Origin of the sequence: Pseudobutyrivibrio xylanivorans (assembly GCF_008935055.1) — a bacterium.
GTDB lineage: Bacteria > Bacillota > Clostridia > Lachnospirales > Lachnospiraceae > Pseudobutyrivibrio > Pseudobutyrivibrio xylanivorans_A.
In genome coordinates this window covers 19,591-32,177 of the sequence record NZ_CP043030.1, presented here as the reverse complement: position 1 = coordinate 32,177, position 12,587 = coordinate 19,591, and the positions used below count along the sequence as shown (strand labels likewise).

The following is a 12,587-nucleotide window of genomic DNA, read 5'->3' as shown; positions in this document are numbered from 1 at the left end:
ACTATCATTTTGTATCTAGCGTAGACTTCCAAGAAATCTCAGGCTTTCCTTTGGATGTCGGCTCATATCATTTCGATCAACGCCAATAAGTCCAAAGGTCATCTTGAATCCCTTTTGCCATTCGAAATTGTCTAGTAATGACCAATAAAAATACCCTTTAACTGATAATCCATCATCTATACATGATTTAATCTCATCAGTAGCAGTTTTTATGTACTCTACTCTCTCTTTATCTTCTGATGTTGCAATTCCATTTTCCGTAACAATTAAATCTCCTTTGAAGGACTTTGCCACCTTTCGAACTACATTTCCAATTGCTTTAGGATAGTTTTCATATCCCATCTGGGTTGTTTTAACTCCATCAGGTAAACGTTCCTCCCCATGCTCATCGAAGCATTTTCTCGTATAACATTGAACGCCGAGGAAATCATCGCCTTCAATAGCTGGAAGATAATGAAGTAATTCTTCATCCCATACTCTTTCAACTGCTTTAATTGATTCTGCACTATTTGATTCTTCAAGTGATTGTAAGTCATGCAATGATAATGTAATTCCAACCTTTAAATCAGGCCTTACTTCTCGAATTGCTTTTACCGCAGCCATGTGTGCTTTCATTACAATTCGGTCTCCTTCATCTGAGCACTGTGATACAAATACAGCAACATCTCTTGGGTCTTTAAATCCAAATGCCTGTGCACTTTCCATTGCAGCTTGCATCATACGATTCTGATCCAAATTGATACCAACCTGAACCTTCGAATCTTCTTCTGCCTGTTTTTCTTCTAGAGAACGACTTGCACTCATGCGAGCCATCATGCTTTTCATCAGTCCAGCCAATTGATAACGCATATTGGCTTCATTGATGGTGCAAACATAATGAATTCCTTCTCCCAATTCTGAAACAATTCGTCCGCAGTATGCAGCAAAATCATCAATGACCTCAGGATTCTCCCATCCGCCTTTACGAATTAACCACTTAGGAGATGTAAAGTGCATTAGAGTGATAACCGGTTCCACTCCATTTTCTACACAGCACTTAATGACATCCTTGTAATGCTCTACTTCTGTAGAATCCCATTTGCCCTCCTCTGGCTGTATTCTTGCCCACTCAACTGAAAATCGATATGCATTCAGTCCAGCATCCTTTAATAGCTTTATATCCTCTTCAAAATGATGATAATGATCTACTGCCAAACCAGAAGGTTCATCAAACATACTGTGCTCCAAATTCTCCTGAACCCAATAATCACTGTAAATATTGTTTCCTTCTACCTGATGTGCAGCTGTGGCAGCCCCCAATAAAAAACTCTTCTCAAACATATTCCTTCTTCCTCCTTAGTTAACTGTTAAGTTGTGAACACATTATATTGGGATGAACAGATATTGTATTTTATTAATTTGATGTGTATTATAGTTTTATGATATTTACTATATTTTTCCCTTTTTGCACAATTTCCTACTGCGCAAATTTATGAAAAAGTTACAATGGGAGGCTGATATGAAATGCTATTTTCACAATTAGAATTGATTTATCAAATATATGGAGTTCCAATCTCAGTATTTGATTTAGATGGGACAAGTAAGAAACTTATCCCTGATAAGAATTTTAATAGCGCTTTTAAACTATCTGATATTCCTGAATGGACACACTTTAGTTCTTTTACAAATCAAGTTTGTTGTCTTGTCACAGATTCCCTGCTTCTATTGGGATTTATCCCAGATTTTTCAAATAAGCAGATAATCGTCTTGGGGCCTGCCACTACTGTCGAGATGAATTCTGTTTCCCTGAAACATTTTACGGGTCAGATAAGCTCCAGCTATTCAAAAGAGATTGCTTTAGCAATATCGAGTACACTTGCTTCGATGAAATTGACTGACCTACATCAATTTAAAGCTACCTTATCTCTAATAGAATCCCTATTGGGTGTGGAAATACACGATATTAAAACAATTAGCGAATACTCAACAAACTTAACTCAGATAAATGCGCTAGAGAAAGTTACTAATGCAATTACAACAGAGATTACTTTTGACGATCATGACTACACTGACACAGATATTCAGGACAGAATTCTATTTTATATTTCTCATGGCATGGTTGAAAATCTTGAGAACCTTGTTATTCCAGAGCAATTTATGGAATCGATGAATAGATTAAGTCTACGATATGCTAAAAATTCACTCATTGTTTTGAACTCTCTCAGCCAACGTGCAGCTCTATCTGCAGGCGTGCCATTACGTTCTACTGACTCTTTAGGAAGGGCTTTTAGTGACCAGATAGAGTCCTCGCCTGATGTTGAGTCCCTAATTCAATTATCAGCAAGAATGTTCATTCCCGCTGCCTATGCAAGGTTGGTCAGAGATGTTAATATACCTGGCAACACAAGTCGTGATATTCGAACTATAATAATATATGTTCAAAATCATTTTAGAGAACAGATAACTGTCAAGAAACTTGCTGAATTAGTGAATTTATCAGAAGAACATTTATCCAGAAAATTTAAATCCGAAACAGGCATGACACTAAAGAGTTTTATTGTTAAAGAAAAAATACACGAGGCAGAGGCTCTACTTCGCTTCACAGATCTATCACTATCATCAATTTCAGAAATATTATCGTTTTCATCACAAAGCTGGTTTCAAACTGCTTTCAAAAAACAGACTGGAAAGACACCTAAGGAATATCGAAAGGAAGCCTAGTGATAGGCAATATGCCATGTTTTTAAACATAAAAATAACCTCTCCTCTAGAAATTCTTTTTCAAATTGATTTCTGTAGGTATGATTGGCCAAAGTATTATAGCCATCTGTACAACCATAATAATAAGTCCTGCTGTTCCAAGTACATCTTGGCTGCTATGTATAAATGGAATATAAGCTATTACAGACGCTGGCAACAAAATCAATCCAAGCTTAAACCACAATCGCCCAAAATACTCTTGAGCAAACTGCCAAGACTCTACATTTTTCCTAGAACGTTTAGTCCTATATCCATAGAAAGAATTAATGTCCTTTGGACCATGTTTCCACAAAAGCCATCCAAACAAAATCATAATGCCTGGTATAAGCAATCCATTGATTAGCATAAACCACCAGAAAAACATAACAGCTCCTCCAAAGCAAATGCTTTTTATCTATACCCCTTCAATCAATACTCAATACATGATTTAAGTATATCACAGAAGGGTAAAGGTTCTTGTGGGCTTTTCCTTAAGCAGCCCACAAGAAGTCTTATTGTTGGACAATATTATTTTCTCAGATAACTCGAAGATACCGGAAAATCAAAGTATGTTTCAGGATACGGTTCATTTTTTAGTGTGAAATGCCACCATTCACAATTTATAGGCTCAAACCCATTTCGCACCATGACTTGCTGTAGAGTCATGCGGTTATCATATTGTTCAGGAGATATTCCTTTATAATCTGGATGAGAAATCTCACCAAAGTAATCAAATGGTCCACCCATATCTACTTCTTTTCCAGTCTGCATATCAAGAAGAGTTACATCAACAGTACTGCCACGGCTATGGCTGTCCTCTTACAAATCATCCTTTCCAAGCTGACTATTCTTACTTTTCTGTAATAAGGCTATGCTTCCAGCAATAAGTATGCCCACAAGAGGTAAGAAGCGATTAAGGTGACCAAGCATTACACCTGGGAACCCCACTAAAAAAACTAAGTAAAGAATTATCTCCAGAATAACCATACCTAAAGATATCTTCTCACTAGACCCCTTATCCATCCTTTCAGCAACTAAAACACAATTGCAAGCTAAAACCGCAAGGAGAAATTTTGCTAATGCGCCCACCCAAGGATTAACGCCATCTGTATTTAACAATGCTGCTCTTAAGGCTTCGAGCAAAGCATATGAATTTAGAACAATCCTTAGGAACTTTCTATCCCTGTCTTTAAACCGAAATACGCCAAATACAATTATCAGAATGCATGCAACTGCCTGACCGATGTATATTATGGCGCGATGCAAATTGGTGTTGTTGATAATTCCAACAATCGTAAGAATAAGTGCTGCAATCATCAGCAACATTTGAAGCATAAGACCTATTCCACGTTTCTTTGAAATACCGTATTTTTCCATTACTTCATCATTATTCATAGCCGCCTCCCAACAATTGATTAATTTATCTACCTAACATATATAATGTTATTCTGCCTTTGCTACACCAATCTTCTTTGAAATCAAATCCACCAGTTTAGTCGCAACTTTTCCCATAAGTACACCAAAAACAATACCTGCTAATACATCCGTTGGAAAATGAAGGAAAAGATACATTCTGCTGAAGGCTATCAGTGCTGCCCAAATCAGAGCAATGATACCGCCCTTCTTATTTCCTAAGAATATAGCCGTTGCTCCACCAAATGCCCAGGCTGAATGAGTTGATGGAAATGATGAGCTAGATGGACGTGAAACTAAAAGCTCAAAAGTCTCATCTATCTGGCAAGGTCTCATTCTTGAAACCATATTCTTAAGACCAAACTGTCCCAATACAAACACCAAGACATAAGAAACCAAAACCGCCACACCAATCTTCCTAGTCTTCTTAAATAAAAGAAGAATTACAGCTATAATCACCCATAGCTGACCATAAGATCCTGTAATCTTGTTGATTGTTAGAAAGAAAGTATCTAGCACCTCTGTACGTGGTATAGCATATAAGAATTGAAACTCCATAACTCTCGCCTCCTCTTGTTAATCTTAGGTAAGTATATCCAAAGATTATGAAAAAACTGCAAAATTGCCTTAGATTCTGGGGAAAGGGGGGCTGGGGGAAATAGAATTGACTAAACTAGATTATCAAACAAAAGAGTTCAAATGCCATTACATTTGAACTCTTTTGTTTGAGTTTGAACTTACATCTATCGATAATAATAAGATGAATTGTCTAAGTCATCTTTTGTAATCCGCTGAGACATCTAAAAATGACCGAATCCCTGAGATATAATCATCATAAGCTGTTTCTGCATCTTTTCCGTGAAAAACTTTGCAAAGCCCACACATATCGCAATCTGCAATGCATGGAAATCTTTGCTTTATATAATCACGCCGTTCTTGTTCAGTTGAATTTATAATATCTGGAGCTTCTTTCATAAATATACCTATTTTATTTGCCTATCTTGACGGTATATAGACATATAATCCTTATTAATATCACTAATTTCACGTTTTCCATCTATATAGTCCTGATAAATATCCCACGGACTACCGCCACCAAGCCAACAAGAAGAACAGTTTTCGCATCCGCCTCCACAATCAAGAGATGCTTTTATAATCTCCTCGCGCTCCTCTCGTGTTGTATCTTTAATAAGGATTGATTTCATAGGCCTTTACCCCGCTAACATTTCCTTGTTAATAGTATCCTCACTAGCTGCAAAGAGTACTTTCCCCCTTCTCACCTGTTTTCTAAAAGCATACTCTTTTAGTAGGTAAATAGCAATCTCTATATTTTGTTGCATATCAATTACAAAAAGAAATTAGTGCATTATATCACCTTAAAACTAAGGCTATTCTGTATTATTTTCTTAAGCATAATATATCCAACCAAGGCTGTTAAAACCTCAGCAATCATAAATGTAAACCAGATAATAGATTTTGAAGCAATCCCAGCAATTACCATATTTGAAAAGACATATGCTACAGGTATTACTAAAACAAACTGTCTTAAAAGAGAAATCACTAGCGACTGAGGACCAGCATTAAGTGCCATCTCACCATTTGTGATTCCTCCTACCTTACTACTAAAGAAAACTGCTCTTAATTCTCAGCTGCTGTTATTTCCTTTGCAAGTTCAAGAATGTCATAGGCGTACATAGCTTTTCCTTTTTTTAGAAGCTTTTTGTACAGCGGATAATTCACACCACATATTACAACGCCTAAAAGCCCAAGTATTACTCCAAAAATCATGCTTACTAATCCAGTTCCTAGTATTCCCATAGAAAGACACATTCCTAAACCAAATATTAATGCTCCAACTACTCCCAGTGACATAGCTGTCACCAATGCTGGAAGCTTTGCCTTTTCATCAAGCTTCTTCAATTGTCTTACTTTACTTGTCTCCTTTGGCATATAATCCTTTGCTACACTTTCTGCGTATACCTTGTCTAAATTGTTCATTGTTTTACCTCCATCAATTTTGATTTTGAACTCTCTGCTTTGAGCTTGAGGTAATTATAGAAAAGTGCTCCCATAAACAGAACAACACTTTTTACGAAAAGTGTTGGTTTCAGGACCTAAGGTCCCGACACGATTCATAAAAAGTGTTGGATTAATTTTACGTATTTAATTAGTTTCTTTTATTGGCATCAAAATGCATTTCTGAATAATGCCAATGATCTCATCTTTTGATTCAGCACAATCTCTGGCTATCCATTCATTTACCACACCAATAATCCCTTTAAGATAAAAAATCATAATAAATGGTTGTTCTGTCTCAGATACTCCAAACCTTGTGAGTATTGGTCCAAATATCTCTCTAAACCATTTCTCGTATGTTTTCTCAGCTCCCATCATCTCGTTTTTCTCATACATTATATAAAAGAGCTTGCGGTTATCTTCCACAAATTCCAGATACGGCATAAGATACTTTGGAGTCACTAAAAACAATTCCTCATTCTTCTTATCCTCAATATCAATTTTTTTAGGTCCATCAGCGGAAAACCTACTGAAGAAATCCCTATATGCCGCTTCGATTGTTTCTCGAAGAAGATCATTGGTATTATCATAATGAAGATAAAATGTCGATCTGTTAACCCCAGCCTCTGCACATATTTCCTTAACTGTAATCAGTTCGAAATCCTTATTCTCTATTAGAGAAATAAGTGCAGTATGCATCTTTTCGGCTGATTTAAAGTACCTGCTCTCGTTTTTGTTCATAACCCAAATACATCCTTTTTTCCCGCTAGTTTTCAAACAACCATTCCATTACAGATATACATCTATATGCATAGTCAAATGATGCCATGTGATATTTTACACTTTCCATCATGGAATTATCTCCACCTGCATTCATACCACCTTCTGGCTTCTCACCGGCTTTAGCGTCACCTGACATAGCAGGCTTATCATTTTCTGAATCCAATGCTGGCTTTTCTCCACCATCGTTAGAGCTGTTAGGACCTGCAAAAGAAGTTTCACTACTAGCTTCTATTGTACCTGATTTCCATGATACAAAGTAGGCATTTGTATTGCCTGATGTTAATTCTGATGTTGCATCTGTAAGTTCATCTGGTGTCCATGTTCCATCCCACTGGGCGTATGTATACTCGACACCATCCTCGTCGAACATATCCATGACTTCCTGCATTCCATTATAAGCATTCTGATCATCTTCAGCGGCAAAATATATAAATGTCTGGTCTTCTAATGATGAAAGTGTACTAACATCCCACTGTCCATCAACAAACATACATGCTGCATATAAATCAGGATATTCTGAGGCTAAAATGAGAGTGGTCATGCATCCCATAGATTGACCTGTACCGTAGATTCTATCAGTATCAACTGCGTACTCCTCTGATACATCATCTGTAAGTCGCTTTGTAAGCTCTACATATTCCGTTGTGCTATAGCCATTCTGGTCATCTAAAATTGTCTCTGGATATGTTGGCACTAATACTATGCTAGGATTTGCTGATTGCCACTGATCTGCAGCCCACACCAAGGCACCACGTCCTTGTGTAAGAGAAGATGTTGCATCATCACCAGCACAGCTTGAATCAGCTATAAAGACTACCATAGGATACTCTTCTGTTTCGTCATAATCCTCTGGTAAATAGATATTGGAAGTTACTGTTAGGCCGGTTTCATCATCTGTGTACTCAACCTGTTCAAATTCATCAGCATATTCTTCAACAAGCGCATCTGTGTCCTCAGCATAGCTATTGTCTACACTTGCTGTAGCTGTTGTTTCAGCTTCTGCTGTAGTCTCCTCAATTTCCGTCGTTTCACTTGTTTCTGTGGTAGTTTCTGTTGCAGTTTGACCACATGCAACGGCTGATAAGCCCATGGCTCCACATAACATTAAAGCTAATAGTTTCTTCATTTTATAATTCCTCCAAATAAATATTTTTCTCATGACATACCAATTAGGTAACATTCAAGAAATACAATTTTTTCTAGTTGGAGTATTTTATAAAGCGAGCTACCATTCGCTGCCGAGCTGACAATGCAAACTATAAGCTCTATATGTGAATGGTATGTGTTGATATTATAAATAATGAATGAAAATAGAAATCACTTTATGGCGTTCGCAAGAGTCAGCAATATACCATGATTAGTGTGTAGAGCTTAATAAAAGTAGCAAGGCCACATGGACCTTGCTACTGGATGAGGTAAAGAAGAATTATTTGAAGAATACTAAGAGCGAATTATATAAATCAGCCTGCCAGCTGGCAAACATATGGGCACCGTCTCTTAGCTTTACAAATGCATAATTCTGCCCATCTGTAAATTTGTCAGGAATGTCTGATAGTACTTTTTCACAAAAATCTTTATGGTTTTCAAGAGCAAAATCTCCTGCTCCGTTTCCGTTATACCAAAACTTTATTTCATAATCAGCGAAGTCCTCTGTCATTGCTTTTTCAAAAGCTTCTGGCTTTTGCCATGCCCCGGAATACATTCCAAAGTAAGCAAATAAATCTGCATTATCTGTCATACCAGAACGAGCAACTGTCATAGAGCCACGGCTAAGGCCTGCAAATGCTCTGTGGTCTCTTGTAGCTATTAAGTTTTCTTCTGACACATCGTGCCCTGCGTATGTTGCAAGTTGAGATTCAGCAGTTGGAATAATATTGTTTCTTAACTCCTGACCAAAATATACAGGCCAAATGTTTTGTGCATTGTCTACTTCCCCGCCATCTTCAGCTTTGTCAGCGTATATCATTTCATCATTTAGCTTTTCTGATAAGGCTTTTGCATCATCCTCTGTCATTTCATTCCCTTCCATTTCCGAATAGTATGTAGGACATACAACGATTGTTGGTTCACACATTCCTTCTTTAATCATGTTGTCAAGGATATTACGTGTAGCAGACCATCCCTCTAACCATATAGTTTCCATTGCTGGATCAGTTTCACCCCTGGTTCCATGCAATAAATATAAAACATTGTACTGACCATTTTCGTCATAACCATATGGCAGATATACTGTCATTGTCTTTGTAAGAGTCTCATCAACACCTTTTAAGTCATTAATGGCATATGCAGGTGTTTCATACTCAATTGTTATTACTTCACCTTTTTCATCACATTCTTCTTTCAATGCATCAATGTCGCCATTCTTTTTTGCAAAATCCCACTGATATTCCTGGGCCGCCGTCTGCTGTACCTGTGCCTGCTGTTGCTCTTGTTTTTGGCCGCAGCCTACAAACATGCTTGCCGCTGCTAATAAACAAACTAACTTACTAAATCTTTTCATTTCAAATTACTCCTTAAAAAATACTAGCATGCAGTTGTATAAATCAACCACCCAGCTTTGATATGAATGAGAGCCGTCCTTGATATCAACCCAGGCAAAATTCTCACCATCTACAAATCTGTCTGGCATGGCATCAACAACACCATGGCAAAACTCATCATGCTCATCATGGGCTATATCACCTTTGCCATTTCCGTTGTACCAAAACTTCACCGCATAGTCCTTATACTCATCAGATTCTAAAGCGTTTTTGAAATCATCTACTTTTGTTTTCGCCCCTGAATATGAGCCTACCCAGCTAAACATATCTACATTCTTCATTAATGAGCAATGAATGCTAGTCATTGAGCCCATTGAAAATCCAGCAAATGCTCTGTGGTCGCGAGTTGCTATAAGATTTTCCTCTGACACATCACCATCTGCATAAGTAGAAAACTGAGACTCAACAGTAGGGACAACCTGATTCCTTAATTCATCAGCAAACACATATGTTAAATCCTCTGCTCCTTCAGCATTATCTATATCCATTTCTGTAGCGGGATTAAATGTTGGTGTTACTACAATGAATGGATCGCAGACTTTATTTTTAATCATGTTATCAAGTACATTTCTTGTAGTTGGGCCCCAGCGTTCTCCTGCAAGCCAATAGATTTCTGATTCACCGCCTCCATGCATCAAATATAAAATGTTATATTCCTTGGCAGGGTCATAGCCATATGGTGTATATACCCACATTTCTTTAGTTACAGTTTCTTCTGGATTTACAGGATAATTAGGTGTCTCGTACTCAAGCTTTGTCAGTTCACCCTTCTCATCGCATTCCTGTTTCAGATCATCAATTCCTGTAGTCTTTTTTACGAAATCCCACTGATACTCTACAGCAGCATCTTTTGCCTGGGCCTGAGCATTTGTGACACTAGCAGTTTCAGTCTGTTTTCCACAGCCAGTTAATAGGCCACATACAATTAAACCAAGAAATAAAAATACTTTTGTCTTTTTCATAATTAAAACCCTCCTTAAAAACTAGTTACATACTAATTTTCAAGGAGGGTCATCTCAATATAAGTGTCACCAACTGTTATGAAGTTGCCATAAGTTGCTTATCTTTTGTTATGATACGCTGCTAGAGCTTCCATAAATACCTTTTTCTTTGGTCGGCTTACAGTAATATCCTGTCCTGCAACAGTCACTACATTTCCTTTTACAGATTCAACATATGCAAGGTTAACAAGATAGCATTTAGCACACATAAAGAATTCGTTACTGTCAAGTTCGGCAGCGGATTCCTTTAGGGTTCCTCTTATTCTATATGTATCCTTGCTGGTGTAGTAATAAACATTATGTCCTTGTACTTCCACATAACGAATATCCTCCATCTTTATAGAAACCATCTTATCTTCTACCCTAAGAAGTAATGATGGGCTTTTAGCTCTGTCATCTGTAAGCTTAATAGCACGAGCTATCTTTGTTTCAAACTTAGTATACTCTAAAGGTTTTACAACGAAATCTGTAGCGGCTACTTCGTACCCTTTGATAGCATACTGAGCTAAATTGGTTACAAATATAAGCACTACTTTTTCATCTAGTTCTCGAAGTCTTTTTGCAGCCTGAAGTCCGTTCATTCCAGGCATATCAATATCCATAAAAACCACATCATAGTTTGATTTATAGTTAGTAAGAAAAGCCTCTGGAATAGAAAACTCGCTAACTACAAAATCTTCCCCAAAGTTTTCTGTATACTTTTTTAAAAAGGATTGTAACTGCTGACGTATATTTGCGTCATCATCCACAATTGCTATGTTCCTCATTTCTTCTCCTGTTCTAGACTCTCACTTATAGGGAATATGATATTTAGCATAAAAACATCTTCTTCAAGCTTTGTATTTATACTACCATCGTATTTTTCAATAACATATTCAAGTCCTGCAAGTTCTGGTCGTTTAACAATTATCTGCCCGTTTCGCTCTTTTAAAATATAATCTTTATCCAAGTCCAAAGGATGTTCTATTTGAATAAGCAAAAACCCCTTTTCGGAGTGTACATAAATATAGATATATCTTTTTGTATGATTTGCTAACTGTCTGACTGATGATATAGCACTATCAATTAGCCCACTAAAAAGGACATATAAATCCGTTGTCTTAATAAAGGAAAGGGCAGCCCCATCAATCATTGGAGTAAATACGATATCATGATCTTTACAGTAATAATTCTTTTCATTGAAAATAATATCAAGAGTAGTATTTCCTGTCTTAATATCACTATTAAAGGTTCTAAGCACAGCCATAGCATCTTCAGCATGCTTCGTTGGTTCAACGCCCATTGCGATTGCAGCAATTTCGTATTTTAGGTCATGACACTTTTTTTGTATTGCTTCCATATTGGATTTAGACATTTTATATTGCTGCTCTTTATCTGCAATAAGTCTTTGGGTTATTTCTAGTTCTTTATCCTTCTCACTTATTTGCACAATGTTGAACTGAATAGCAAGAACTAAAAAGCAAAACATTAGATTCCAAATATACTCAATTAAGGAGCTATATGAAACTGTATAATCCGCCCCTGCTACCACAATACCAAGTGACCAGAACTGATTCATTATCAGCACTATCGCCCCTAAAATACTCATTGGGATAGTGGCGTTCTTTTGCAACTCTGCTCTAATAGCTTTCTTGGCTGTAATATAGTAGGCTATCGAAAATACGATAATATCAATTCCTATAATCAGCGCATAGCCTAAAATGAAATACTCCCCTTTAGTCTCACTGAAATGTCCAAATACTCTTGGAAAAAACACTGTGATTATAGAGTTTATTAAGCTTGATATATGCTTTAAGGTATATCCAATTGTTCCTAAGAACACAGTTTGTGTCATAGTTGTTTTATAACATAATTTTAAATAGAGGAAAGCAACAAGTATGATTGGAATATGTATAAGCAAGTAATTTAGCCCATCTAATGGAAATAAAAAAATGTATACAAATACTAATGCTAAACAGCAAAATAAGCGAAGAACAAAATAGTTTCTCCGCTCCAAACTTCTAGCTAAAATTGTACATGGCACTGCTAATTCTATAGCGTTTAGCAGCATTATAATCGTCAAATGAATATTCATCTAATCCCCCAAAGTGCATAAGCTGGCCAACTAAAAGCTGGC

The 12,587-nt window shown here is 36.9% G+C and carries 15 protein-coding genes and 1 pseudogene; 1 reads left to right on the top strand and 15 read right to left on the bottom strand.

Annotated elements, in window-relative coordinates:
• Positions 1-15: 15 nt before the first annotated feature.
• Positions 16-1,320: a glycoside hydrolase family 1 protein gene (locus FXF36_RS15875; RefSeq protein ID WP_151626049.1), complete on the bottom strand. Its 1,305-nt coding sequence runs from the start codon at positions 1,318-1,320 to the stop codon at positions 16-18.
• Between the two features lie 183 nt (positions 1,321-1,503).
• Between FXF36_RS15875 and FXF36_RS15870 the strand changes: the two genes are divergently transcribed.
• A complete protein-coding gene (locus FXF36_RS15870; protein ID WP_151626047.1) occupies positions 1,504-2,700 on the top strand; it encodes an AraC family transcriptional regulator in 1,197 nt (398 codons plus the stop codon).
• Positions 2,701-2,746: 46 nt separating this feature from the next.
• Here the strand turns inward: FXF36_RS15870 and FXF36_RS15865 are convergent, their stop codons facing one another.
• The 14 genes and pseudogenes from FXF36_RS15865 to FXF36_RS15800 all read right to left on the bottom strand — a co-directional run bounded on the left by FXF36_RS15865 (position 2,747) and on the right by FXF36_RS15800 (position 12,545).
• The gene (locus FXF36_RS15865; protein ID WP_151626045.1) at positions 2,747-3,103 is read right to left on the bottom strand and encodes an SdpI family protein; all 357 of its coding nucleotides are present in this window, start codon (positions 3,101-3,103) and stop codon (positions 2,747-2,749) included.
• A 143-nt stretch (positions 3,104-3,246) separates the two neighbouring features.
• A pseudogene (locus tag FXF36_RS15860) lies at positions 3,247-3,519 on the bottom strand (M15 family metallopeptidase); the annotation flags it as partial.
• An 18-nt stretch (positions 3,520-3,537) separates the two neighbouring features.
• Positions 3,538-4,113 (bottom strand): hypothetical protein, encoded by a 576-nt coding sequence (locus FXF36_RS15855; RefSeq protein WP_151626041.1) that lies wholly within the window; start codon positions 4,111-4,113, stop codon positions 3,538-3,540.
• Between the two features lie 48 nt (positions 4,114-4,161).
• Positions 4,162-4,689: a phosphatase PAP2 family protein gene (locus tag FXF36_RS15850; RefSeq protein ID WP_151626039.1), complete on the bottom strand. Its 528-nt coding sequence runs from the start codon at positions 4,687-4,689 to the stop codon at positions 4,162-4,164.
• A 216-nt stretch (positions 4,690-4,905) separates the two neighbouring features.
• Positions 4,906-5,106, bottom strand: a complete 201-nt coding sequence (locus FXF36_RS15845) for a hypothetical protein (RefSeq protein WP_090550897.1) — start codon at positions 5,104-5,106, stop codon at positions 4,906-4,908.
• Positions 5,107-5,114: 8 nt separating this feature from the next.
• Positions 5,115-5,336 (bottom strand): hypothetical protein, encoded by a 222-nt coding sequence (locus tag FXF36_RS15840; protein ID WP_072912303.1) that lies wholly within the window; start codon positions 5,334-5,336, stop codon positions 5,115-5,117.
• Between the two features lie 161 nt (positions 5,337-5,497).
• Positions 5,498-5,722, bottom strand: coding sequence for a hypothetical protein (locus FXF36_RS15835; RefSeq protein WP_151626037.1), 225 nt, complete (start codon positions 5,720-5,722; stop codon positions 5,498-5,500).
• A 47-nt stretch (positions 5,723-5,769) separates the two neighbouring features.
• On the bottom strand, positions 5,770-6,129 hold the full coding sequence (locus tag FXF36_RS15830; RefSeq protein ID WP_151626035.1) for a dihydropteridine reductase: 360 nt from the start codon (positions 6,127-6,129) through the stop codon (positions 5,770-5,772).
• A 165-nt stretch (positions 6,130-6,294) separates the two neighbouring features.
• Positions 6,295-6,888, bottom strand: a complete 594-nt coding sequence (locus tag FXF36_RS15825; RefSeq protein ID WP_151626033.1) for a TetR/AcrR family transcriptional regulator — start codon at positions 6,886-6,888, stop codon at positions 6,295-6,297.
• A 25-nt stretch (positions 6,889-6,913) separates the two neighbouring features.
• Complete coding sequence (locus tag FXF36_RS15820; protein ID WP_167511447.1) at positions 6,914-8,056, bottom strand: carboxylesterase family protein; 1,143 nt, start codon at positions 8,054-8,056, stop codon at positions 6,914-6,916.
• Between the two features lie 300 nt (positions 8,057-8,356).
• Entirely contained in the window at positions 8,357-9,430 is a 1,074-nt protein-coding gene (locus FXF36_RS15815; RefSeq protein ID WP_151626029.1) for an alpha/beta hydrolase, read from the bottom strand.
• Positions 9,431-9,436: 6 nt separating this feature from the next.
• Entirely contained in the window at positions 9,437-10,432 is a 996-nt protein-coding gene (locus tag FXF36_RS15810; protein WP_151626027.1) for an alpha/beta hydrolase, read from the bottom strand.
• A 98-nt stretch (positions 10,433-10,530) separates the two neighbouring features.
• Positions 10,531-11,238, bottom strand: coding sequence for a LytR/AlgR family response regulator transcription factor (locus tag FXF36_RS15805; RefSeq protein ID WP_151626025.1), 708 nt, complete (start codon positions 11,236-11,238; stop codon positions 10,531-10,533).
• The gene (locus FXF36_RS15800) at positions 11,235-12,545 is read right to left on the bottom strand and encodes a GHKL domain-containing protein (RefSeq protein ID WP_151626023.1); all 1,311 of its coding nucleotides are present in this window, start codon (positions 12,543-12,545) and stop codon (positions 11,235-11,237) included. Before FXF36_RS15800 ends, FXF36_RS15805 begins: the two co-directional genes overlap by 4 nt.
• Positions 12,546-12,587 lie beyond the last annotated feature (42 nt).

Coding starts and splice junctions, on each gene's coding strand:
- FXF36_RS15875 (WP_151626049.1), bottom strand. CDS start 1,320: ATGTTTGAGAAGAGTTTTTTATTGGGGGCTGCCACAGCTGCACATCAG.
- FXF36_RS15870 (WP_151626047.1), top strand. CDS start 1,504: ATGCTATTTTCACAATTAGAATTGATTTATCAAATATATGGAGTTCCA.
- FXF36_RS15840 (WP_072912303.1), bottom strand. CDS start 5,336: ATGAAATCAATCCTTATTAAAGATACAACACGAGAGGAGCGCGAGGAG.
- FXF36_RS15815 (WP_151626029.1), bottom strand. CDS start 9,430: ATGAAAAGATTTAGTAAGTTAGTTTGTTTATTAGCAGCGGCAAGCATG.
- FXF36_RS15825 (WP_151626033.1), bottom strand. CDS start 6,888: ATGAACAAAAACGAGAGCAGGTACTTTAAATCAGCCGAAAAGATGCAT.
- FXF36_RS15850 (WP_151626039.1), bottom strand. CDS start 4,689: ATGGAGTTTCAATTCTTATATGCTATACCACGTACAGAGGTGCTAGAT.
- FXF36_RS15810 (WP_151626027.1), bottom strand. CDS start 10,432: ATGAAAAAGACAAAAGTATTTTTATTTCTTGGTTTAATTGTATGTGGC.
- FXF36_RS15835 (WP_151626037.1), bottom strand. CDS start 5,722: ATGGCACTTAATGCTGGTCCTCAGTCGCTAGTGATTTCTCTTTTAAGA.
- FXF36_RS15805 (WP_151626025.1), bottom strand. CDS start 11,238: ATGAGGAACATAGCAATTGTGGATGATGACGCAAATATACGTCAGCAG.
- FXF36_RS15865 (WP_151626045.1), bottom strand. CDS start 3,103: ATGTTTTTCTGGTGGTTTATGCTAATCAATGGATTGCTTATACCAGGC.
- FXF36_RS15855 (WP_151626041.1), bottom strand. CDS start 4,113: ATGAATAATGATGAAGTAATGGAAAAATACGGTATTTCAAAGAAACGT.
- FXF36_RS15820 (WP_167511447.1), bottom strand. CDS start 8,056: ATGAAGAAACTATTAGCTTTAATGTTATGTGGAGCCATGGGCTTATCA.
- FXF36_RS15845 (WP_090550897.1), bottom strand. CDS start 5,106: ATGAAAGAAGCTCCAGATATTATAAATTCAACTGAACAAGAACGGCGT.
- FXF36_RS15800 (WP_151626023.1), bottom strand. CDS start 12,545: ATGAATATTCATTTGACGATTATAATGCTGCTAAACGCTATAGAATTA.
- FXF36_RS15830 (WP_151626035.1), bottom strand. CDS start 6,129: ATGAACAATTTAGACAAGGTATACGCAGAAAGTGTAGCAAAGGATTAT.